Origin of the sequence: Undibacterium cyanobacteriorum (assembly GCF_031326225.1) — a bacterium.
Taxonomy (GTDB): domain Bacteria; phylum Pseudomonadota; class Gammaproteobacteria; order Burkholderiales; family Burkholderiaceae_D; genus Undibacterium; species Undibacterium cyanobacteriorum.
Window position 1 is genome coordinate 3,893,760 of sequence record NZ_CP133720.1, and the last position, 23,556, is coordinate 3,917,315.

The 23,556-nt window shown below is 50.0% G+C and carries 19 protein-coding genes and 1 riboswitch; of the genes, 4 read left to right on the plus strand and 15 right to left on the minus strand.

Annotation, left to right across the window (positions count from 1 at the left end):
* Positions 1–261: 261 nt before the first annotated feature.
* Genes tyrS through RF679_RS16205 form a run of 3 tightly spaced genes read left to right on the plus strand, consistent with a single transcriptional unit; the run spans position 262 to position 2,652 of the window.
* Positions 262–1,521 (plus strand): tyrosine--tRNA ligase, encoded by a 1,260-nt coding sequence (gene tyrS / locus RF679_RS16195; protein ID WP_309481667.1) that lies wholly within the window; start codon positions 262–264, stop codon positions 1,519–1,521.
* Positions 1,518–1,970, plus strand: a complete 453-nt coding sequence (gene dtd, locus RF679_RS16200) for a D-aminoacyl-tRNA deacylase (protein ID WP_309481668.1) — start codon at positions 1,518–1,520, stop codon at positions 1,968–1,970. Before tyrS ends, dtd begins: the two co-directional genes overlap by 4 nt.
* Before the next feature lie 7 nt (positions 1,971–1,977).
* Positions 1,978–2,652 carry a histidine phosphatase family protein gene (locus RF679_RS16205; RefSeq protein WP_309481669.1) on the plus strand — a complete coding sequence of 225 codons (675 nt, stop codon included), beginning with the start codon at positions 1,978–1,980 and terminating at the stop codon, positions 2,650–2,652.
* Between the two features lie 5 nt (positions 2,653–2,657).
* Here RF679_RS16205 and RF679_RS16210 read toward each other — a convergent pair whose 3' ends face one another.
* The 13 genes from RF679_RS16210 to RF679_RS16270 form a co-directional block, all read right to left on the minus strand.
* Positions 2,658–5,048, minus strand: a complete 2,391-nt coding sequence (locus tag RF679_RS16210) for a GH92 family glycosyl hydrolase (protein WP_309481670.1) — start codon at positions 5,046–5,048, stop codon at positions 2,658–2,660.
* Between the two features lie 47 nt (positions 5,049–5,095).
* On the minus strand, positions 5,096–6,082 hold the full coding sequence (locus RF679_RS16215) for a LacI family DNA-binding transcriptional regulator (RefSeq protein ID WP_309481671.1): 987 nt from the start codon (positions 6,080–6,082) through the stop codon (positions 5,096–5,098).
* Between the two features lie 248 nt (positions 6,083–6,330).
* A complete protein-coding gene (locus RF679_RS16220) occupies positions 6,331–7,065 on the minus strand; it encodes a LytR/AlgR family response regulator transcription factor (protein WP_309481672.1) in 735 nt (244 codons plus the stop codon).
* A 22-nt stretch (positions 7,066–7,087) separates the two neighbouring features.
* Positions 7,088–8,185 (minus strand): sensor histidine kinase, encoded by a 1,098-nt coding sequence (locus tag RF679_RS16225; RefSeq protein ID WP_309481673.1) that lies wholly within the window; start codon positions 8,183–8,185, stop codon positions 7,088–7,090.
* Positions 8,186–8,197: 12 nt separating this feature from the next.
* Entirely contained in the window at positions 8,198–8,869 is a 672-nt protein-coding gene (locus RF679_RS16230) for a hypothetical protein (protein WP_309481674.1), read from the minus strand.
* A gap of 24 nt (positions 8,870–8,893) precedes the next feature.
* A complete protein-coding gene (locus RF679_RS16235) occupies positions 8,894–9,559 on the minus strand; it encodes a hypothetical protein (protein WP_309481675.1) in 666 nt (221 codons plus the stop codon).
* A 131-nt stretch (positions 9,560–9,690) separates the two neighbouring features.
* Positions 9,691–10,557 carry a response regulator gene (locus tag RF679_RS16240; protein WP_309481676.1) on the minus strand — a complete coding sequence of 289 codons (867 nt, stop codon included), beginning with the start codon at positions 10,555–10,557 and terminating at the stop codon, positions 9,691–9,693.
* 313 nt (positions 10,558–10,870) lie between these two features.
* A complete protein-coding gene (thiE, locus tag RF679_RS16245; protein ID WP_309481677.1) occupies positions 10,871–11,497 on the minus strand; it encodes a thiamine phosphate synthase in 627 nt (208 codons plus the stop codon).
* A 41-nt stretch (positions 11,498–11,538) separates the two neighbouring features.
* Positions 11,539–12,429, minus strand: coding sequence for a bifunctional hydroxymethylpyrimidine kinase/phosphomethylpyrimidine kinase (gene thiD, locus RF679_RS16250; protein WP_309481678.1), 891 nt, complete (start codon positions 12,427–12,429; stop codon positions 11,539–11,541).
* Entirely contained in the window at positions 12,429–13,223 is a 795-nt protein-coding gene (locus RF679_RS16255) for a thiazole synthase (RefSeq protein WP_309481679.1), read from the minus strand. Before RF679_RS16255 ends, thiD begins: the two co-directional genes overlap by 1 nt.
* A gap of 230 nt (positions 13,224–13,453) precedes the next feature.
* The gene (thiS, locus tag RF679_RS16260; protein ID WP_309481680.1) at positions 13,454–13,654 is read right to left on the minus strand and encodes a sulfur carrier protein ThiS; all 201 of its coding nucleotides are present in this window, start codon (positions 13,652–13,654) and stop codon (positions 13,454–13,456) included.
* A 9-nt stretch (positions 13,655–13,663) separates the two neighbouring features.
* Positions 13,664–15,577, minus strand: a complete 1,914-nt coding sequence (gene thiC / locus RF679_RS16265) for a phosphomethylpyrimidine synthase ThiC (protein WP_309481681.1) — start codon at positions 15,575–15,577, stop codon at positions 13,664–13,666.
* Between the two features lie 96 nt (positions 15,578–15,673).
* Positions 15,674–15,772: riboswitch (TPP riboswitch) on the minus strand.
* A 228-nt stretch (positions 15,773–16,000) separates the two neighbouring features.
* Positions 16,001–18,166, minus strand: coding sequence for a tetratricopeptide repeat-containing diguanylate cyclase (locus tag RF679_RS16270; RefSeq protein ID WP_309481682.1), 2,166 nt, complete (start codon positions 18,164–18,166; stop codon positions 16,001–16,003).
* A gap of 614 nt (positions 18,167–18,780) precedes the next feature.
* Here RF679_RS16270 and RF679_RS16275 point away from each other — a divergent pair.
* The gene (locus tag RF679_RS16275; protein WP_309481683.1) at positions 18,781–21,600 is read left to right on the plus strand and encodes a valine--tRNA ligase; all 2,820 of its coding nucleotides are present in this window, start codon (positions 18,781–18,783) and stop codon (positions 21,598–21,600) included.
* Between the two features lie 286 nt (positions 21,601–21,886).
* Here RF679_RS16275 and RF679_RS16280 read toward each other — a convergent pair whose 3' ends face one another.
* Together RF679_RS16280 and RF679_RS16285 are read right to left on the minus strand one after the other, a co-directional pair.
* Positions 21,887–22,417: a hypothetical protein gene (locus RF679_RS16280; RefSeq protein WP_309481684.1), complete on the minus strand. Its 531-nt coding sequence runs from the start codon at positions 22,415–22,417 to the stop codon at positions 21,887–21,889.
* A gap of 192 nt (positions 22,418–22,609) precedes the next feature.
* The gene (locus RF679_RS16285; protein ID WP_309481685.1) at positions 22,610–23,284 is read right to left on the minus strand and encodes a tetratricopeptide repeat protein; all 675 of its coding nucleotides are present in this window, start codon (positions 23,282–23,284) and stop codon (positions 22,610–22,612) included.
* Positions 23,285–23,556 lie beyond the last annotated feature (272 nt).

A 23,556-nucleotide genomic window follows, 5' to 3' on the forward strand; every position in this document is an offset into this window, starting at 1 on the left:
AGCCTAGAATCGGGCTCAACAAGATCAAGATTTGATCTGTTCGACATCAAGCCACAAGCTGTCTGTCGCACCGCAAAAGAATATCAAAACCACTAGCTGATTATTCAAGATAACTCAGTGTCGGAATTACAGCGCTAAATTATGGATGCCTCGTATTGCCACGCTAGACTTTCAAACTGATCAGCACATAAGATAGCACCCTGGGATTTTTAATAACGAACTAAACTCACTCGCCAACGCGAGCTCTTTTTTTGAATCATCATGACATCGCCACAAACTAACGACAAAGCGCAAGACACTTCTAAATTGCTTCCTCTTTCCGACGCAGTGCAACACGCACTCGCTGTGACGAAGCGTGGTGTGGATGAATTACTGATCGAATCAGAGTTTGCCCAAAAATTGGCGCGCAGTGAACAATCTGGCAAGCCATTGCGTATCAAACTGGGCTTAGATCCAACCGCGCCTGATTTGCATTTAGGTCACACCGTGGTGCTCAACAAAATGCGTCAGTTGCAAGACCTTGGTCACACCGTGATCTTTTTGATCGGCGACTTTACCTCGATGATCGGTGATCCATCGGGCCGCAATGCGACACGCCCACCGCTGTCGCGTGAACAAATCGAAGAAAACGCGCAAACCTATTTCAAGCAAGCGTCTTTGGTACTCGATGCCAGCAAAACTGAGATTCGCTACAACTCCGAATGGTGCGATGCCTTGGGTTCGCGCGGCATGATCCAATTGGCTTCTCGTTACACCGTGGCCCGCATGATGGAGCGCGATGATTTCACCAAACGCTTCAAAGCCGGCACGCCGATTTCTGTGCACGAATTTCTCTATCCTTTGATGCAAGGTTACGACTCGGTGGCCTTGAACGCTGACCTCGAACTCGGTGGTACCGATCAGAAATTCAATCTCTTGGTCGGCCGTGAATTGCAAAAAGACTTTGGCCAAGAACAGCAATGTATTTTGACCATGCCTTTGTTGGAAGGCTTGGACGGCGTCGAAAAAATGTCGAAGTCCAAAAACAATTACATTGCGATCACCGAGCCAGCCAATACCATGTTCGCCAAGGTCATGAGTATTTCTGATGAAATGATGTGGCGTTATTACGATTTACTGTCCTTCTGTTCGTTGGAACAAATCGCGCAATACAAAAAATCAGTCGCCGAAGGTCAAAATCCGCGCGATATCAAAGTCGCCTTGGCGCAAGAAATCGTAACGCGTTTCCACAGCCAACAAGCGGCGCAAGATGCTTTGGCCGATTTCGTGAACCGATCTAAAGGTGGCATTCCTGATGATGTGCCAGAAATGAATGTGACTGGCGCACCAATCGGCATCGCTCATTTGCTGAAACAAACGGGCTTGTGTGCGTCGACTTCGGAAGCGATTCGCATGATCGATCAAAACGGTGTGCGTATCGACGGCAATGTCGTCAGCGATAAACAATTGCAAATCCAAAGCGGCACCATGGTTTTGCAAGTCGGCAAACGTAAGTTCATGAAAGTCCATTTGTCGGCATGATCGCTTTACTCCAACGCGTGAGCCACGCCAACGTCGTGGTGGATGGTCAAACCATCGGTGCCATCAACGCTGGCCTGATGGTACTAGTGTGCGCAGAACGAGAAGATACAGAAGCCGATGCCGCCGCCTTGCTCAAGAAACTCTTGAGTTATCGCGTGTTTGGTGATGATGCTGGCAAGATGAATCGCAGCATCACCGATGTGCAAGGTGGCTTGCTGTTGGTTCCGCAATTCACCCTCGCCGCTGATACGCAATCAGGCACTCGCCCCTCCTTCACACCAGCCGCGCCGCCAGAATTGGGCAAACAATTGTTTGATCACTTCGTCACCCTTGCGCGTCAGCAGCATCCCACCGTCGAAACCGGACAGTTTGGTGCCGACATGAAGGTTAGCCTGACCAACGATGGCCCAGTGACGTTTTGGTTGCAAACCAAAGCAAAAACGAAGTGAACGCAAAGTGCATAATGTTAGTCCGCAGGTGACCGAGTTACTGTTGATACGCCACGGCGAAACCGCGTGGAATGCCGTCCGTCGTCTACAAGGTCACCTCGATATCGGGCTCAACACCGAGGGGCAACGTCAAGCGCAAGCGCTCGGCCAACACTTGGCTACAGATAAACTCGCAGCCATTATCTCTAGCGATCTACAGCGCGCTTTGCATACAGCGCAAGCAATCGCCGACCAACAAAACATCGACGTGCAAATCGACGCCCGTTTGCGTGAACGTTGTTTCGGCGATTTCGAAGGCAAGCTGTATAGCGAGCTCCCCGATGTTTATCCCCAGGAATATGCGCTATGGCGTTCTCGCGACCCCGATCTGCACTTCCCCGCAAAGCCAGAAGATCCTAACAATCGCGGCGAAAGTATCCGTGAATTTCACCAGCGAGTGATTGGCTGCCTACGCGACTACGCTGCTCACTATGCAGGCCAACGCATCGCCTTAGTCGCCCACGGCGGCGTCCTCGAATGCGCTTGGCGCGAAGCATCAGGACTACCACTCAATGCCGAACGTGCAGTGACGATTTTCAATGCCAGCATCAATCACTTCCGCTTCGAAAACGATCGCCTCCAGTTAATTGAATGGGGACAAGTCGCGCATTTGGAAAAAGAAGTACGCGACGAAATCACTTAGCTCAATCACTGGACGCCATACGTCGTCTGCGTATAAGGCCGCGCCGTCCGCGCATTCCCCCATTGCTTGTTCGGCGTGGTTTGCATACGAAACACAAGTTCGCCGCCCTGCATGATTTGCTCATGCGTGATGAAATTCTGCTCGAGCGCTTTGCCGTTGAGGCTGACGGCGCCTACATACATCGCGGCCTTGCTTAGGTTATCGGCACGAATCGTGAAGCGTTTTCCGTTAGGCAAATTCAGCGTGGCTTTATCGACGAACGGGCGGCCAATCACGTATTCATTACTGCCTGGTGCGACTGGATAAAAGCCCAGCGAAGTGAAGACGAACCAAGCGGACATCTGACCCAAGTCATCGTTACCAGCCAAGCCATCAGCACCCGCATGGTATTGGCTATCCATGATCTGTTGCAAACGCGCTTGCGTCTTCCACGGTGCACCGAAATAATTGTACAAATACGCGACGTGATGCGAAGGTTCATTGCCGTGCGCGTAGTGGCCAATCAAGCCCGAGATATCTTCCATGTGGGCGTAGATCTTTTCATCGACCTTGGCATCAAAGACTTGATCAATTTTGGCGATAGCAGCCGCATCGCCACCGAGCATGCTGATCAAGCCTGCATTATCGTGTGGCATATACCAGGAATACTGCCATGCACTGCCCTCTGTGTAATCACTGCCGAAGTTCGACACTGCTGGGTCAAACGGTACACGGAATTCACCATTGCTTTTGCGAGCGCGGATAAAGCCCGTCTTGGGATCAAACACGTTGCGATAATACTGTGCGCGTGCATAGAATTTTTTAGCGATATCGGCTTTACCCATCTTCTCTGCCATGCGCGCAATGGTCCAATCATCGAACGCATACTCGACCGTTTTCGACGCCGCTTCTGGCTCAAGGTCGGTCGGTACGTATCCATATTTCATGTAATGCTGCAAGCCACCGTAGGGTCCGTATTCAGCGCTTTTCACCATTGCATCGAGCGCGGCTTCTGCATCAAAACCGCCCACGCCCTTCATGTATAAATCAGCGATCACCGGTACCGCATGATAGCCAATCATGCACCAAGTTTCTAAGCCGTGGAACTGCCACACTGGCAGGATGCCATCAGGGCTATATTGTTGAGAAGCGACTAAAGAATTCACAAAGTCGGCATTGCGTTGCCGTGGTTGGACTAAGCTTAACAGAGGATGCAAGGCGCGATAGGTATCCCATAAGGAGAAGGTCGAGTGAAAACGGAAACCTTGTGCCTGATGAATTTGGTTGTCCGGCCCACGATAACGTCCATCGCTATCCATGAATAGGCTTGGCCCCATCATACTGTGGTACAAGGCCGTGTAGGCCATGCTGCGCATTTCTGATTTCGCTTCGATGTTGATGGCCGACAAAGCTTCATCCCAAGCCGCACTCGCTTTGGCGCGCTCGGCATTGAAATCCCAGCCCGACATCTCTTGCAAGTTGGCAATCGCACCTTCTTCACTGACAGCGGAAATCGCCACTTTGACCATCACCGTTTGATCTTTAGCTTGGCCAAAATCAAAACTGGCAACCAGCGCCTTGCCTTCAATTTTGACTTTATCTTTGCCATTGCTACCGGGTCCGGCGAAGCCACGGTATTCGACGGCCTCTTCTCGATTTTGAATATCACGTTGAATAAACGGCTGCGAGAACTGCATGGCAAAATACAATTGACGCCCCGCCGCCCAGCCGCGCGTCTCACGCATCCCGGTCACCAAAGTTCCATTACGCACCCGCATGCTGGACCACAAATTCTTGCTCTTATAATCGTAAATACTATTTCGCAAATCGACTAAGATCTTGGCCTCTTCGCCTGCCGCATAACGATAACGATGGAGACCAACACGTTCACTGGCGGTGAGTTCGACTTGAATATCATGATCCAGCAATTTCACTGCGTAATAGCCGGGCTCTGCTTGCTCATATTTGTGACTAAAGCGTGAACGGTAGCCGCTAAAGGCACGCTCTGGATAGCCAGGTTCCCATTTGGTTTCACCGCTATACGGCATCAACAACACATCACCTAAATCTGAATGTCCCGTACCGGAAAAATGGGTGTGTGAAAAGCCGAGGATGGAATCATCTTCATACCGATAGCCCGCCGCCCAAGGATAGCTTTGCTTGAAATGGCGTACCTGCGTATCGGGACTCAATTGCACCATGCCGAAAGGACGTGTGGCACCAGGAAAGGTATGTCCATCACCACCAGTGCCGATAAACACATTGACGGCCGCGCTCGGTTTGGAACTGGATTTACTGCTCAGCTTTGCGCCTTCAGCAGCTTCAACAGCCATGCTCACCTGTGGCAAGGCGAGGCAAAGCAAGACACTAGAAATGCTGGAGACAAGCGCCGCACTGGCACGAGGAAATATTGGCATACTATTCCTTCCAAGGAGCTCGCAGACGCGCCACGAGAGAATAAGAATTAGAGATCGTCCGTGCTACTCTCGCGGACCATTAATTGCACTGCTAAGGTTTTATCGACAGCTTCATCTTGCGCTTTACGTAACAGCATCGCCACACCTTCGGCGCCAAGCGCTTCCTTATCGACATGAATGCTGGTCAATGGAGGATTCGATTTGGCCGCGGCGCTGATATTGTCAAAGCCGACAATCGCGATATCGTGCGGAATCTTTAAACCGGCTTCCAAGCAGGCATGCATCGCCGTCAAGGCGGTCGTATCGTTGTAGCAAAACACAGCATCCGGTGGTTGCGTCATGGCCAGCAATTTCAGCATGGCTTTCTTGACGCTAGCCTCTTCATTCGCGTGATGCGGGATCGCAATTTCTAGCTCGGGATTGGCCAGCATTTTGGCGTCATACAAAGCTTTACGAAAGCCATGCACACGCTCTTGAATGCTGTAGTGCGCGCTAGGGCCACTCAACATCGCGATGCGCTTACGCCCTGATTGAATCAAGTGACGCGTCGCCAAGTAACCGCCCAAACGATTGTCGGGATTGATTGAGGTGAAGTCATCGAGATACATATCGATCAGCACCAGCGGCTTACCCGCGGCACGAATCGCATGCAGGATTTCTGGCTCGAAAAAACCCGCACAAAGAATGGCATCCGGTTGATGTATGCGAATCTGTTCCATCACAGGTTCGGCAGGGCCGATCGCCACAAACGATAAAGCGATCCCTTCACGCCGACAAGCAGCCTCTGCACCATGGAGTACCGGCGAGAAAAAGGGGCTACTCGACAAAGTATTGTGCTGGCGATGCAAGAGGAAGGCGATGCGACGCACGCGACCACTCTTTAATTTCGAAAAGTCATAGCCGAGCTGACGCGCCACTTCAAACACGCGCACCCGGGTCGATTCAGTCAGTCCGCTTTGATTCTTGAGCGCGCGCGAAATCGTGCCGAGCGATAAGCCCGTGGCTTTTGCAATATCGCGGATCGTGACGCTCATGTCCCACTCTCTCCTGTTTGCGGAGCCGCTCACCTGTTTTAATAAACAAGAATTGCATCCAAACGGGTGCGCGACCGACTACCCTACTCTAGCGGATATAGTAGTCTCAGCTGAAAATCAAGGTCAACTAAACACGCTCTAGCGGGGTTCAGTTTAGCAGGTTTAGTAAACAAGAATAGAGTACATAAAAAAGCGAAAGCGATTCAGTGCCTTACCCTACGCCGCCACGCTCGAGCAAGCAAGTCAGCTTACATTTGCCGGAATTGTGATTGAAAGGCCTGCGAGACAGGCAGCCATTCCTCCGAATCACGCATGCGCAAGGATAAACCAGCATCGATACGCTTGACGGCGTCGATGGCACTGACACGCACAATCGCACTACGGGAAATTTGCCAAAACTGCTCAGGATCTAACTGCAAGAGCAGATCTCTGATGGTGGTGCGGATATGCGCTTCGAGTTTAGCAGTTTCGACCTTGGTGTATTTTGCATCGGCGCGAAAGGCGAGTACCTCATTGATATCGATGAAACGCAACTGCCCACCATGCGATGCTTGTATCCAACGCAAAGGCCCGACTTTTTTCTCGCTACGCATGCCCGAAAGATCGGCCGCCGCTTGCGGCAATTTGTCTTTCATCCTTTGTACGGTTAAGGCCAAGCGCGCCATATCGAGAGGTTTGAGCAGATAATCAACCGCTCCTTGATCAAAGGCGTCGACCGCGTATTCATTGTAGGCTGTCAAAAAAATGATATGGGCTCGATGAGTCGCTAAACGCGCGACTTCGACACCAGACAGACCAGGCATGCGCACATCCAATATCGCGAAGTCAGGTTTGCATTCTTGCAGCAAGGACGCCGCCATAATGCCATCGCCCGCTTCGCCAACAATCTGCAATTCAGGCCACAGCGCCGCCAAAGCAGATTTGAGTTCGGCGCGTAAAATACTCTCGTCTTCGGCAATGATGGCTGTCGCTTGTGATTTCATGATGCTCGTCATTTAATCTTATTTAATGATTCTCTGCTTCTGCGATTTTTAACTGATTACCGAGGGACGTATTGATTTGCGCAGCTTCGATCGGAATCATAATGCTCACACTTAATCCTTGCTCTGCTTCGCTGGCAAAACTCAGTTGAGCTGCATCGCCATACATCGCCGCCAAACGTTCCTGCAGATTCAAGAGCCCCACGCCATCGCCGAGCTCCGCCTTCAGCCCCTGCCCATTATCTTGCACTAGAATCTGCAGTTGCGTATCGACGATCTTCGCCTGCAAACGGATGCGCCCACCCTGCACTTGCGGTTCAATCGCATGCTCAATCGCATTTTCCACCAAGGTCATCACGCTCAAGGGTGGTATCAAACAAGCGCGTGCTGCCGCATCCGCTTCAATCTCAAATTGTAGCCGTTCGCCAAGTCGTATCGCCATAATTTTCAAATAGGCTTCGGCTCTTTCCAACTCCTGCCCCAAACTCGTCGTCGGCACTCGTAGATCAGGCATAGCAGCGCGCAAATACGCAATCAAATGATTCAACATCTGTTCGGAAGCATCCGCATCTTGTCGAATCAAGGCACGCACATTTGCCAAGGTGTTATACAAGAAATGCGGTTCAATCTGACCTTGTAAGGCGGCGAGTTTGGCTTCTAATAGTTGCCGTTGTAAACGGTGCTTGCGCTCTTCTTCTTGCAACGCCATTTGCGTACGCCTTTGCACCTCGGCTGAAATCGCTTCAGGCAACACAAACACCAAAACAAATACCACCAGGATCGCTGGCAACACCCACGTCGCATGGGGTGCCAAGTCGCTCGGCCACATTTTTTCTTGCAACTTGAGCGCCAACAGAATCGCCGTCGCAAATCCAATGGCTAAGACGGTCCACCGCGTCCACGCCTGTTGCAATGAGTGCCATCGCATCAAACCATTCAAAGTCCACTTGCTCAGCGCAAAATTGCATAAGATAGCGGCCAAATCCGCCAGCATGGCATGCGGCTTCCACCACACACTAACGAGTCCAAGCAGTGCCACGCAGATAAGCGGAAGCAAGGCCCAATCTTCACGAAACTCGCGCACTACAGAATTTTGCGGATATGGTGAGAGTCGATGAAACATTCGTTTGTCCCCCTATGGTTCTAGCGTGATGCTCTCTATTTTCACGTTCTCTATGTGGCGCATAGTAGGCGCGGCATACGCTAAAGAAGCTTTCTCTTGCTCACCATAGTTAACAGGAATCGGCCGTATCGTGAGATTTCGTATTTTAAATTGACCTTGCCCCCGCATCCCAATACCGATTTCCATCCGTTGAGCTTGCGCCGGAATTCGAAGTAGTTGGATCGCATTTAACCAATGTTCCTTGGCATTACGATCATCATAAGAGAGCGGCAAGTTCACCTGAGTGAGGCTAATTTGACCGCGCTCATCAAAGAATCTCACCCATACATCCTTATTGGCAATCTCGCCTTCTTGCTTAAAAAAGAAGGCTAAATTAAAAGAACGATTTTGCCACTGCCTGACATCAATCACTCGCGTCAAAACACCTGCGTCATTCACACTGGCCGATGGACGCGCACTAATCGTAAAGATCTGATCTTTGTCTTTTCCAGTATTAACCTGCCCAAACGCAGCTGTAATCGAAGATAACTTCTCTTCTTGCTCGAATTTCGTCGCAAATTGCTTACCAAGCCCTGCTCCTGGAATCCAAGCCTGTGGCATGGGCGTAGTGACACTCTCTGCGAATGAAGCGTTCACTGCGATTGCAATGACACTCGCGACCAATAGGGTTTTCCAATGATTCATGACGCACTCCTCAATTCAGTGTGACTATCGATCAACGCGCAACGCGAGGATGTCTTCATTCTTGGTAATCGACGTAGTCGAAGTGTTCGTAATGTGCTTGATTAGTGACTCTCGTTGCTGAATGGGAGTCAGCTTCAAGTCACCAAATTCCAGACGTCCAAAACCACTCAAACCGAAACCCATCTCCATCTTCTGGGCATGTCGTGGCACCAAGAAATTCATTTGGGTCGAGGCAAAAGCATCATTTGCTCTCTCAAGCAACGGGACGCGCAACTTCGCAATCTCGCCTCGTTCATCAAAGAATCGCAACCATACGTCTTTGTCTTCTAAACGTCCATCTTGCGAATATTTGAGCGAAAGAGAAAATTCATGATCTTGAAACTGACTGACATCGACCATTTTTGTGATGGCCGCAAAAGCCCCGGGTTTCTGATGTGCTTCATCCTGAATACCAACCAACATAAAACATGAGGTGCCGCACTCCGTACTATCCGGCGCGGAAAACCCCGTCCAATAAAGGCTTCCTAAACTTCCATGAGGCATCCAGCCGCTCGGCAGTTTTACGCTCTTTTCGCCGGCCATCGAGGTATTAGCAATGACTGCCACCACGATCGCACTCATGATAATTTTCCACTGTTTCATCATCTCACCTTTCCATGTTTGTTGAGGGATGTTGGGCAGTGTATTCATGGAGTGCAGTCGCTTCGAGCGCTTTGCGATGAGTGAATATGTTTTGGCGATGAGTATGACACTTGTCGCGATTAGTGCATCACGACAAGTGTCAAATATACCATAGGGGAAATGTGGATTTGAGAGAGTCCTTAATCCCGAATACTTTCCAAAGCACTCGGCAGGAATTTAGCGATGGTCGCTAACAGTTCGTCTTCGACCACTGGCTTGCTTAGGTAGGCATTGCACCCAGACCAGCTGCCACGGAATTTATCGATCATTGAGGATTTGCTGGTCAACATGACGACCGCGGTCGACTTCGTTTTGGCATTTCCTTTGATGCGCTTACACACTTCATAACCATCGATGCCGGGCATCATGATGTCCAAGAAGATGCAGGTGTAATTTTTTTGATTGGCTTTCTCAATCGCTTCTTCGCCGGTTTCTGCAAAATCGACGTCAAATTGAAATGGCGAGAGTTTGATGCGCATGAAAGCACGAACCGTAGCGCTATCGTCGACCACCAAGACCGATTCTCGCAGAGCGACGGGCTCAGAGACTGGTACTGGCTTACGCTTTTGATCGCTGGAACGACGCATACTCGTGCCATCCCATTGCGTTGCAGCCTGTTGAGCGCGACGATCACGCTCCTTCAAAGCTTGCTCCATGACTTCATCAAGCTTCTCAAACAAACGCATCCAGTGGATAGGCTTGGGCACAAAAGGCCACGGCGTTTCAACTGCCGATCGTCCAACTACCACCGCTGGTGAATGGGCATTTGGTACGCCAATATCGCGTCGTGCCAAATCTTGCAAGGCGTCTGGGTTGTCCGCGTTAATTAAATAAATATCTGCGCGCGTATCGCCTGCTTCAGGCTCCACGTAAGACATCGCTCTACGGCTGGTGAGGCGGAAGGTTGAAGTCAGCATGCTCTTCTCTGCCTCCGAGAAGCCGCGCATTTCTAAAATGAAGCGGTGGTTGCCCTTGGCTGCAGCCACCATAGATGTTGTTTGAGTCATTCTGATCGTATAGGTCTTATTATTGTGAGGATTCACGCGCGCACCTTACTCAGTCTTGCCAACAGCCAAACTACCGACGGTAATTTGTAGCAGCATTTCTGTGCAAAATTCGCATGCGTTAGTCCTAATTCGCCCTAATTTCTCATCGGAAATCTTGAGGCGACATCATGCAATCTGTGCCAAGATCATACCTTAAAGGACCTTTACATGAAAAAATTTGACCGCATTTACACGGCTTTTTTTACAATTTTCGATGTATTCATGCGAATCCAGCAGAATTTCGCCACAGCCAAGTGGTCTTAGCGCTTGTTTTTTATTTAAACAAGGAAACAAATTGCTTTGCCGCATCACAGGGATCGGCACTGTTGTACACGCTGCTGATCGCTGCGACGAGATCTGCCCCGCGTTCACGTAAAGGACGGGCTAACTCCACCGTCATACCACCGATCACGACAATCGGAAGTGGTATTACATCTCTCGCCACTAGAACAATGTCGAGTGGGGTTGTCACTGGGTATTTTTTGACGACGGAGGGATAAAACCCACCAAACGCCACATAACTGGCTTTTTGCGCATACGCTTGTTGCGCTAATCCGAGATCTCCATAACAGGAAGCGCCGACCAACTTATGCTCACCAAGTGCTGCGCGTGCTTCCGCAACACTCACATCGGTTCCCCCCACATGCACACCATCCGCATCAAGCTGCAAGGCTAAATCAACGGAATCATTGATCACAAAAGTGGACTGATAACGTCGACACAGTTGTTGTAATGCCTGTGCCTGCTCCAGTCGCAAACTCGGGCTAGCCGTTTTGTGCCGATACTGCAGCAATGCCACACCGGCTTGTAAGGCTGATTCCGTAACCGCTAGCAATTGCTCCGTATCATCCCAATTGGGCGTTATCAAGTACAAACCACTTTGCCAAGCTCTGTTTTGCATACATACACTTTCTATTCAAAATTCCCCGCTAGGATCGAGGCTCACACGCTACGAAATCGATGTGGCATCAACTGGCCATCGGCAATCCGATATGCACCTTGCAGTGCCGCTTGTGTGTAGGATTGCCCTCGCAGCAAACTCACTTCCAAGCTGCGCCCTAACGCTAACTGCGCGGCGATGGCCGACGCTAAAGTACAACCGCTGCCGTGAAAACTTCCTGCTAAGCGCGGCCAGGTCCATTGTTTCTCAGTGTGTGGAAATGCTTGCGAGAACCATCGATTCGTCACTGCGTCTTCTTCGCTATGCCCGCCTTTCACCAAAACATCTTGGCAAGCACCGCCCAACAAAGATTGCGCCTTCTGCGCAACACCCGAGCCAAAACTCGCGAGACGTGACAGCTCGGGCAAATTAGGCGTGATCAAGGTGGCGACTTCCAGCAACGGTTGGATGGCAGCGCACGCCTCATCGATCGCTAGACGTTGTCCAGCACCGCTCGCCAATACTGGGTCGAGTACCACATCCAGTGAACGCGTCATCGCGATCTGAGTATCCGCGTCTGCTATTGATGCACTCGCTTTGTTTCCTGCTTTTATCCGCTCTTCCTGCAGTTCTTTGATCAATTCAGCGATACGTTGCGCGTTGCGCGCGCTCCCCACAATCCCTAACTTCACCGCATGAATCGGCATTGCAGCAAACAGCGCCCTTGCTTGCGCTTCAATGATGTCAGCGTCAATCGGATGCACCTGATAGACGCGATTATTATCCTGCACGGTCAAGGCGGTAATGATAGGCAGAGCATGTGCACCCTGCGCCGTCACCGCCTCGATATCGGCTTGAATGCCAGCGCCTCCACTGGGATCATGCCCCGCAAATACGAGAACACAAGGCCGTTGCTGTGGGCGCTGCACTGGCTTGATTGGCTGCGTCTGCATCAGGCCACACGCCCAAGCATCGGTGACGAAGGCGACGCCGCGAATTTGCGAGCAATACGTCCCGCCAAATAGGCTTCACGTCCTGCTTCGACAGCCAAGCCCATGGCACGTGCCATACGATTCGGATCGCGCGCCCCTGCAATCGCCGTGTTCATCAAAACACCATCACAACCAAGCTCCATCGCAATCGCGGCGTCGGAGGCCGTGCCGACACCGGCGTCAACAATGATCGGGACCTTGGCTTGCTCGATGATCAACGACAAATTCCACGGATTCAGAATACCCATACCCGAGCCGATCAGCGAAGCAAGCGGCATAACAGCGACGCAACCGATGTCTTCCAACATCCGCGCTTGAATCGGATCATCACTGCAATACACCATCACATCAAAACCATCTTTGACCAAGACCTTAGCCGCCTCTAATGTTTCAGGCATATTCGGGAACAAAGTCTTTTCATCGCCGAGCACTTCCAATTTGCACAACTTGTGACCACCCAATAATTCGCGCCCCAACTGCAAGGTGTAGATCGCGTCTTTCGCGTTATAGCAACCGGCCGTATTCGGCAAGATGGTGTACTTCGATGGCGGCACCACATCAAGCAAACTCGGAGCATTAGGATCTTGACCAATATTCACACGGCGGATCGCCACCGTAATAATCTCCGCACCGCTCGCTTCGGTAGCAAGCTTAGTTTGTTCGAGATCTTTGTACTTTCCACTACCGACCAATAAACGCGATTGATACGTCTTACCTGCAATCGTCAGGCTGTTTGGTTTTGTTTCTGTTGTCATGATTTTTCCCTCAATTTTTCTATTGGTTTGCAACTCAGTATTCTTTTGAATCAAGTCACCTTCCTTAGTTTTTCGAGTCGCAACGATGCATCAATTGCTCGCCAACTCACCAGCCCGAGAAACTTCATTTTGAGGATGCAGTGCTAGAAGAAAAGCGGAGCAATACGTCGGCATTGCGAGTATTTTCGACAACGCAATGCGCCTCACAATGAAGATTATCGAGTCAGTGATCAACCACCACCGATGGCACGTACCACATCTATGACGTCGCCAGTGCGCAGAACACACTCCGCCCACTGCGAACGACTAATCACGTCACGATTCACTGCCACCGCGATTGCTTGATTGCCGATATTCAGTTCGGCAATCAGGCTCTGTAGATTCAATTCGGATGGGTAGTATTTGGTTTCACCATTGATTTGAATTTCCATCGCGTTCTCCTAAGATTTCTTATAGATTTCTGCGCCGGTCTTCATGAACTCAACGGCCTTTACTTCCATGCCTTTTTGCAGGGCATCACTTTCACTGAGCCCTTGGCTGCTGGCAAAGTCGCGTACTTCTTGCGTGATCTTCATGGAACAAAAATGGGGACCACACATAGAACAGAAATGCGCGACTTTGGCGGAATCTTTTGGTAAGGTCTCATCATGAAATTCACGAGCGCGATCGGGATCAAGTCCCAAATTAAATTGATCTTCCCAACGGAATTCAAAGCGGGCTTTAGACAAGGCATTGTCGCGAATTTGTGCGCCCGGATGACCCTTGGCTAAGTCCGCTGCATGAGCAGCGATTTTGTAAGTGATGATGCCTTCTTTAACGTCGGCTTTATTTGGCAAACCCAGATGCTCTTTCGGTGTGACGTAACACAACATCGCCGTACCATACCAAGCAATTTGCGCGGCGCCGATGCCAGACGTGATGTGGTCATAACCAGGTGCGATATCAGTCGTCAATGGGCCCAGCGTATAAAAGGGCGCCTCGTAGCACTGCTCCAATTGCAGATCCATATTCTCTTTGATCATGTGCATAGGCACATGACCGGGACCTTCGATCATAACTTGCACATCATGCTTCCACGCGATTTGCGTCAACTCACCGAGCGTCTTCAACTCTCCCAATTGCGCTTCATCATTGGCATCGTAAATCGAACCCGGACGCAAACCATCACCGAGTGAGAATGAGACGTCGTAGGCCTTCATGATTTCGCAGATGTCTTCAAAATGCGTGTACAAGAAGTTTTCTTGATGATGCGCCAAACACCACTTCGCCATGATCGAACCACCGCGCGACACAATACCAGTCATACGATTGGCGGTCAGCGGTACATATTGCAAACGAACGCCCGCATGAATCGTGAAGTAATCGACACCTTGCTCGGCTTGTTCAATCAAGGTGTCACGGAAAATTTCCCAAGTCAGATCTTCCGCCTTGCCATTGACCTTTTCCAAGGCCTGATAAATCGGCACGGTTCCAATCGGTACGGGCGAATTACGAATGATCCACTCGCGTGTTTCGTGGATGTGTTTGCCGGTCGACAGATCCATCACCGTATCACCGCCCCAGCGGATCGCCCACGTCATTTTTTCGACTTCTTCGCCAATCGATGAAGTCACTGCAGAATTACCGATATTGGCGTTGATCTTCACCATGAAGTTTCGACCAATGATCATCGGTTCGATTTCAGGGTGATTGATATTGGCCGGAATAATCGCGCGACCACGGGCAATCTCACTTCGTACAAACTCTGCCGTGATCTCTTGTGGAATGCTGGCACCAAACGAATGTCCCGCGTGCTGACGTCCCATCATCGCCGCTAACTTTGCGCCTTGTGGACTACTTTGCTGCAATTGTTCTAGGTACTCAGCACGACCTTGTTTTTCGCGAATCGCGACATACTCCATCTCCGGCGTGATGATGCCTTGACGCGCATAATACATTTGCGTGACGTTCTTTCCGGACGAGGCGCGGCGCGGCTTGCGTTGTAGATTGAAACGCAGCGACTGCAACTTCGGATCATTCAAGCGTTCGACACCATAAGCGGAACTGGGGCCGCCTAATTCTTCGGTATCAGCACGTTCAGCAATCCAATTGGCACGCAGCGCATGCAAACCAGAACGAATATCGATGCGCACCTCAGGGTCGGTGTATGGACCAGAAGTGTCGTAAACATAAATCGGTGGATTTTTTTCCGCGCCGAACATCGCTGGTGTATCGGCTTGCGAAATTTCGCGCATGGGTACGCGCAGATCGGGACGCGAGCCCGTCACATAAATCTTACGAGAATTCGGTAAAGCTTGAATGGCGGCCTCGTCCACTTGGGCAGTGGTAGCGAGGAATTGAGGGTTGGCGTTCATTTGGCTCCTTTGCGTTTTTGCGCGGCACGGAGCCAGCAAAGGAGTTTCCACATTCGATTCGACCAAAGCACCACAAACCATGGCGCAAGAAGGTGAATGTCAAGATGGCTGCTTCCCTTCGCTGGCATTATCCAGATCAGGTTCAAGGGTATTTCTCACCCGAGCGACTCGCACTCAGGACCCCTAGCGTTGTTGCGCACGTCAATTCAATGCGCCGGCGGATTATAGCCTTCCTTAGTTACAATTTGCAAACAGGCAGTGAAAGCCCACTTCAGTTTATCGGGGGAGCGTCTGACACGGTCTATTTAATGTGGTACCAGCATCCACGCAGTGCAAATAAAAAGAGCGTCTTGAAAGACGCTCTTGAATCAATAACTCCGCCCTTCATGCGGCATTCATTTTCAATACCGGAAGGCGTGCCGACTACACATGTGCCTGAGTCTGTGGCGGGCCAAGTACCTCAATGACCTCCACCATATTTTGTTTAATTGCTGCCGCCAAATCATGCGTCAAAGTTGGGATGGCATCTTCATGTGGCACCAACAACTTCGCCAAACCGTAGGCACGATTTCGACCATGTGTTTTACCCAGGTACAAAGCCATATCGGCGATTTGTAGCGCACGCTCCCAATCACAAATATCTTCCGGCACATCAGAAAATGGCACTGAAATAAAGCCGGCTGTGACAGTCACTGGAATTGGCAAGTTGCCATGCATGAAGGTATCCTCACCGATGGTGCGCAAGACACGTTCGACCAAATTTGTAATTTGTTCTGGATTAGACTTCGGCGAAAAGATGAGAAACTCTTCACCACCCCAACGCATCACCATATCTTCATCGCGAACCACACTGCGCAAACGAGTAGCCACCTCTTTCAAGACCATATCGCCGACAGAATGTCCCCATGTGTCGTTGATGTGTTTGAAGTGATCGATGTCGAGCAAAATCATGCAATCGGGATTACCGTAAGGTCCTTCGCGTCGTTCATTTTCTACGCGCGCCACACGGGTCGACATCAAAGTAATGAAGGAGCGACGATTATGCAAACCTGTTAATGGGTCGCGCACAGCGTGGAACTCGAGCTGTGTATTCATTTCCCGCAATTGCGCATTTAACTTCTTGCTGCGACGATACAGCATGTAAATGAAACAGCCCGCCAATGCAGCAATGATGGACGCCAGCAACGTCACCATCTGACGCAATCGGTGGTTGCGAATATCGGCATCCTTTAAGGCATTATCTTTGCCCAATAACTCAATCTGTTTCTTACGTTGCTCAGCATTGAATTCTTCCTGCAGTTTTGCACTTTCTTTGGCTTGTTCCGCTTGATACAACTCTTCACTCAAGGCTTGCTTCTCATGCATAAGGACTAAAGCTTCTTTATACATCCCTGCAGATTCGTACATCGCCGCCAACTCGCCGTTGATCGACTCGATCGCTTGCTTGCCCGAGTTTTTACGGAAAAATTCAATGCTCTCATTGACGAGATCCACACCTTGCTTAATCTTGCCCTGATAGGCCAATGCCAATCCCAAATTGACCTGCGCCCCCATCTTGCTGAACTTATCTTCTAAACGCTCGCTAACAGCGATAGAGTCCCGCGCAGCTTGCTCTGCGCGTCGATAATCTTTGAGAATCAAATATTGATCCGCGATATTAAACAAAGCGGCGGCCTCAGCAAATGGCAAACCCTCTTGGCGAGCGATGCCCAGTGCGGTATCGTATTCTTTCAAGGCTTCGTGATTACGCTTTAACTGCGACAACGCTGCACCACGCACGATCAAGATTTCGACATAGGCTTTCGGCATTGTCAGTGCTGACGACACTGCGAGCGCCTCAGTGGTCGCTTCGTACGACTTCTTTGCATCTTTCAAACCCGAGAGATACAAGTTAGAAATTTGCTGCCACGTGTACATCCGAGCTTGGAGCTGGCGGCGAGGTAACTGCTCTATCAAATCGAGCATCAACAAATACTGCTTCAAAGCCCCATCGAACTTCCCTTGCGCGAAGCTCAATTGAGCCCGAGCCCATGCATATCGGTATCGCACCACAGAACTTCTTTTTTCCACCTCAGCCGCAAGTTTGTCGAGGTGCTCGTTAGCCGCATCGAAACCAGACTTTTCGTAGACGTCGAATGCATCAAAGATAGAAATCAATACCAAGGTTTCTTTATCGTTGAGTTGTTGAGCAAGGCTTTTGTATTCGTCATAAAGTGCGTTGGCCTCCTTGACACGACCTGCGTCATACAGCAAACCACTCAAGACCTCAATCAAATTCAGCCGTGCTTGCGCACTCGCGTTGGGCGGAAGATTTTGCTTCAGTTGTTGTAATTGCTTGATTCCCTCTTCGTTGTTTCGATCAGAAAAATCTTGGATCTGATGAATTTTCTGCGCCAAAGCATCATCCGCCGCGTGAACTGGGCCAGGTAAGGCAATCGACAGCAGAAGGAGAAAAATTATTGGGAGAATAAGTTGCAGAATTACCCGAAGACCACTCTCCGATTGCAATAAAAAGAAGTCTTTTTTACCATGATCAGATCGGAGCAAGGTCGAATTTTGTATAACAAACTGTTGACCAAAATCCATCATATGTCATTCACCTTTGACCATGCACTAACACCACCTTAGCCGCCACAGTACCGCTGGCGGCTTTTACGCAGGTAGTTGACTCCTCGATTTTTGTTTTATTTTCTCGACTTATTTGCTCGATTTTTTCGGCTTTTTGTCTCAATTTATTGCCCTACTCGTCTAGGCTCGGCAACGACGATACTGCGCTTCAGACTTATGAGAGCTGCCAAAGTGGGAACGAAAAATGCTGTAAAAGTATTTAGGTTTTCACTCACAAATGTGCGGGCGGTGCGCAGTCGTATCCTAGCATTTTCCACAGAGCATCACGAAGCTTTTTCATCTTGAACGATTTATTTTGTCTGCAAATCTCCACATGAAGTTTTATTTTCTTTGCAAAAGCACCATGAAGCATGGAAAACAACTCTAAAAACACGATAAAAACTGCATCGGCCACTAGGGTAGACCGCTGATGCTCATTTATAATCAAAGGTTTCGCCGCTTCTCTATCGATGCTACGCAAACGAGCATTCGCGAGTCACTTGTATAGACCTCTCATCAAGTAACTCAACGGCCTCGTATCAAGCTTGATAGAAGCTGCAACACCAATCTCAACTTTTAGTGAATCGAAGCACACCATGGAATTAGCAAAATCGTTTGAGCCCGCCACCATCGAATCGTTTTGGCGCACAGAATGGGAACAACGTGGTTACTTTACGGCGACCACCGATGAATCCAAACCATCATTCAGTATTCAGCTGCCACCACCAAACGTCACTGGCACCTTGCACATGGGTCATGCGTTTAACCAAACCATTATGGATGGCTTAACCCGCTACTATCGTATGCGCGGCCATAACACGGCATGGATTCCTGGTACCGATCACGCTGGTATCGCGACACAGATCGTGGTGGAACGTCAGCTCGATGCGCAGAAAATTTCGCGCCATGATTTGGGCCGTGAAAAGTTCCTAGAAAAAGTCTGGGAATGGAAAGAAAAATCGGGCTCCACGATTACCGGTCAAATGCGCCGTATGGGTGCTTCTGCTGATTGGAATCGCGAATACTTCACGATGGATGCAGAGCGCTCCAGAGTGGTGACTGAAGTGTTTGTACGCTTGGTCGAACAAGGTTTGATTTATCGCGGCAAACGCTTAGTGAACTGGGACCCAGTCTTGGGTACCGCCGTCTCCGATTTGGAAGTGGTATCGGAAGAAGAAGATGGCTCGATGTGGCACATCCGTTATCCATTCGCCGATGGCAGCGGTCACTTGACCGTAGCAACGACACGTCCAGAAACTTTGCTCGGTGATGTCGCCGTGGCGGTTGATCCAACTGACGAGCGCTACACGGCCTTCGTTGGCAAGAGGTTGAAACTGCCTCTGACGGATCGCGAAATTCCTGTCATCGCTGATAGTTATGTCGATAAAGAATTCGGCACTGGCTGCGTCAAGATCACACCAGCACACGACTTCAACGATTACGCTGTAGGTCAACGTCACAATCTGCCATTAATCAGCATTCTCACATTGGATGCCAAAATCAATGACAACGGCCCCGCTGCTTATCAAGGCATGGACCGCTTCGTCGCACGTAAACAAATGGTGGCAGATCTCGATGCATTAGGCTTACTCGAATCTGTCAAACCACACAAACTAATGGTGCCACGTGGTGACCGTACCAATGTCGTCATCGAACCGATGTTGACCGATCAATGGTTCATGGCGATGAGCAAACCAGCACCAGAGGGCACACACTTCCCAGGCAAATCGATTGCCGAAGTCGCACTCGAAAGAGTCGCGAATGGTGAAGTGAAATTCGTCCCAGAAAACTGGAACACCACCTACAACCAATGGCTCAACAATATTCAAGACTGGTGTATCTCACGCCAATTGTGGTGGGGTCATCAAATCCCAGCATGGTATGGCGACAACGGCGAAGTCTTCGTGGCACGCAATGAAGCCGAAGCCAAAGAGAAAGCCGCCGCTGCTGGTTACACTGGCACATTGAATCGCGACAACGACGTGCTCGATACATGGTTCTCTTCTGCACTGGTCCCATTCTCCACCATGGGCTGGCCAGAATTGACGGTCGATAGCAAACTGTTCTTGCCATCTTCTGTCTTGGTGACTGGTTTCGACATCATCTTCTTCTGGGTAGCGCGCATGGTCATGATGACGGCACACTTCACCGGCAAAGTGCCTTTCCACACCGTCTACGTGCATGGCTTGGTACGTGATTCTAGCGGTCAAAAAATGTCTAAGTCTAAAGGCAATACGCTAGACCCTATCGATTTGATCGACGGCATCAGTGTTGATGATTTAGTGACTAAACGCACTACTGGTCTCATGCGTGCAAGTGACGCGCCGAAGATTGAAAAGGCCACGCGCAAAGAATACGCCGATGGCATTCCTGCGTACGGTACCGATGCTTTGCGCTTCACGATGGCGAGCTACGCATCCTTAGGCCGTAACATCAACTTCGACTTAGGTCGATGCGAAGGCTATCGTAACTTCTGCAACAAATTGTGGAACGCGACCCGCTTCGTGTTGATGAATACCGAAGGCAAAGATTGCGGTTTCACCGGCACTGCGACTGACAATGATTTAGCGTACTCGCAAGCGGACAAATGGATCATCTCCACCTTGCAACGCGTCGAGGCCGAGATCGAAAAAGGTTTCGCCGACTACCGCTTCGATAACATCGCATCCGCCATCTACAAGTTCGTGTGGGATGAATACTGCGACTGGTACCTCGAAGTCGCCAAAGTACAAATCCAACAGGGCAACGATGCACAACAACGCGCCACACGTCGCACTTTGTTGCGCGTCTTGGAAGTAACTTTGCGTATGGCCCATCCTATCATTCCATTCGTGACCGAAGCCTTGTGGCAAACCGTAGCGCCATTGGCTGGCAAAACATTGAAAGTCGAAGGCGATTCTATCATGATGCAAAGCTATCCTTTGCCCAATGCGGAAGCCATCGACGAAGAAGCAGAACGTTGGATGACCGGCCTCAAAGCCAGCACCGACGCCTGCCGTAACTTGCGCGGTGAAATGCAATTGTCACCAGCAGTGCGCGTACCACTGTTGCTGCAACCAGCCAACGCTGCGGACAAAGCTCGCATGGAAAGCTATGCGCCATACATGGCCGCTTTGGCGAAACTCTCCGAAGTGCAAATCCTCGACACACTGCCAGAATCACCAGCTCCAGTCTCCATCGTTGGTGAAACCAAGCTGATGTTGAAAGTCGAAATCGACGTCGCTGCAGAACGCGAACGCCTGTCTAAAGAAATGGCGAAGCTCGAAGCAGAAATCAACAAGGCGCAAGCGAAACTCAGCAACGAAAGTTTTGTGGCACGTGCTCCAGCCGCCGTAGTCGAACAAGAGAAAGAACGCATGGCGAACTTCTCCGCGACCTTGAGCAAGATGAAGGAACAGTTTGCTAAGTTGGGTTGATTGATTTTAGTTGAGTTGCAAATGAAGAAGCGCTTCGAGGTTTGAAGCGCTTTTTTGTTGCGAGTAATCTGAACGCGAAGTAAGTCTCTTACACGAAGTTCCGTCATTCCCGCGAAAGCGGGAATCTAGGTTCTGTAGAATCACAGGCTTAAGATTAAAGTTGCGTAGGTTGGGCTGAAAAGCCCAACAATTTTTTTCACGCCGCTATAACGTTGGGCTTGGCAGCCCAACCTACGAGAAATCCATATTGAGCTGTAGGTCTGTAGAGCACCTACATTATTGAGGCCTAGCCTCCCGAGTAGGTTGCCGCTCTTACCTGCGATTTCTTGCCGCCCAGATGGACCGTAATCGTGACATAGGTATAATCACCGCAGCACTTGTCCTCACCCGCGACACAGGTGCTTTCGGTGCCAGTCACTTTTAATTCTACGAAGGTCGATCCGTCAGCAGACTTAAAACCTGAATCATCACCAACAGGAAAAACCGTAATCTTCTTCCCATTCACGGAAATCAACGCCCGTCCATCTTTTGACTTCGGGAACCCGAGCACACATGTTCCATCCCCGCCAGCCAAAAGCTTTTCACCTTTTCGAAATCCAACAAAGGGTGGGTGGCGTCGCCAATAACTTATCGACTCGGTATCCGTTTGCTCATCAAAGTAAGAGCAGTCTTCTCCTCGAAGATTATCAATCGTCAGGTTGCCTGCGATCGAAGCTGAGGAGTATAGCCAGAGCAATGTCAAACATAAAATCTGAATTAGTAATCGCATAAATTCCAAACCTTCCTCAATACATAAAATCGAGGTTAAACCAGCCATGTAGGGCGGGTGCAACCCGCGCCACCGCATGATTTCCGATTCTGATCACACAACATTCTAATTGAAATGCTTAATCTGCAAATAAAGTTTGCGGCCTTCTTTCGTTTTTACAAGTTTTGGAGTTAGTACGGCTGTGCCTATTCCACTCCACGCACGATTCCGACTCCACTCTTTCATCCAATAGAAGTCCACTCACTTCATCTCCGCCGCATCCTTCTTTGCTTCCTCAATTTCCGCCTTACTCATCTGCGATTCAACATACTTGCGATAAGTCACAGCATCTTCGTAGTCACCCGCAAGAATCAGCCATTTCAAGGCAGCGACATTGTCGATTGCTACGCCTTTTCCTTTGAAGTACATCAGCCCCAGCTGATACTGTGCGCTCGCGTTCTTCTGTTCGGCAGCCTTAGAGAACAGATCGCGCGCTTTATCATAGTCACGTGTCACCCCATGACCGCTGACGTACAAAACACCTAAACTGTATTGCGCGTCAGCATACCCTAGCTCCGCGGCCTTACTAAACCAATGCACAGCCATCCCGTAATTGGGAGCGACACCCTTGGCTTTTGCATACATGCGGCCAAGATTGACTTGTGCTCGTACGTTATTCTGTTGCGCGGCTTTTTCAAACAGCGCTTTCGCTTCCACATAATCTTGAGTGACACCTTCCCCCTTCAAATACATCAAGCCAAGATTAAACTGTGCATCGGATTTTCCTTGGTCCGCCGCTTTCTTGAATGCCGCCGCTGCAGCAGAGAAATTTCTCTGTTCATACAAACTCACACCATCCGAAAAATCATCGGCGCGACAGAGCAAGGTCCAGCCTGTCAAACTCAACATCAGGAATAACTGTAGTAGCGATTTCATATTTTCAATCCTCACTATGACTCGATATCTCTGACGGAAAATGATCGATCAAATCTACATTCCAGCATAAACCAATTTTCCACCCAGTTCGAACTTTAAATCTATACGGCGACAATCGATTAGCAACAAACAGTTAAGAATTGCAATTCGGCTAGCTCATTGTACATCCTGGACGCCGCGATCACGCGCGCGAACCGCCGCAGAACCCGATTCTTTGCTATCCTAACGCCCTTCAGCGAATCGGCATTCTTCTTTAAGATTCCGTCGCACTC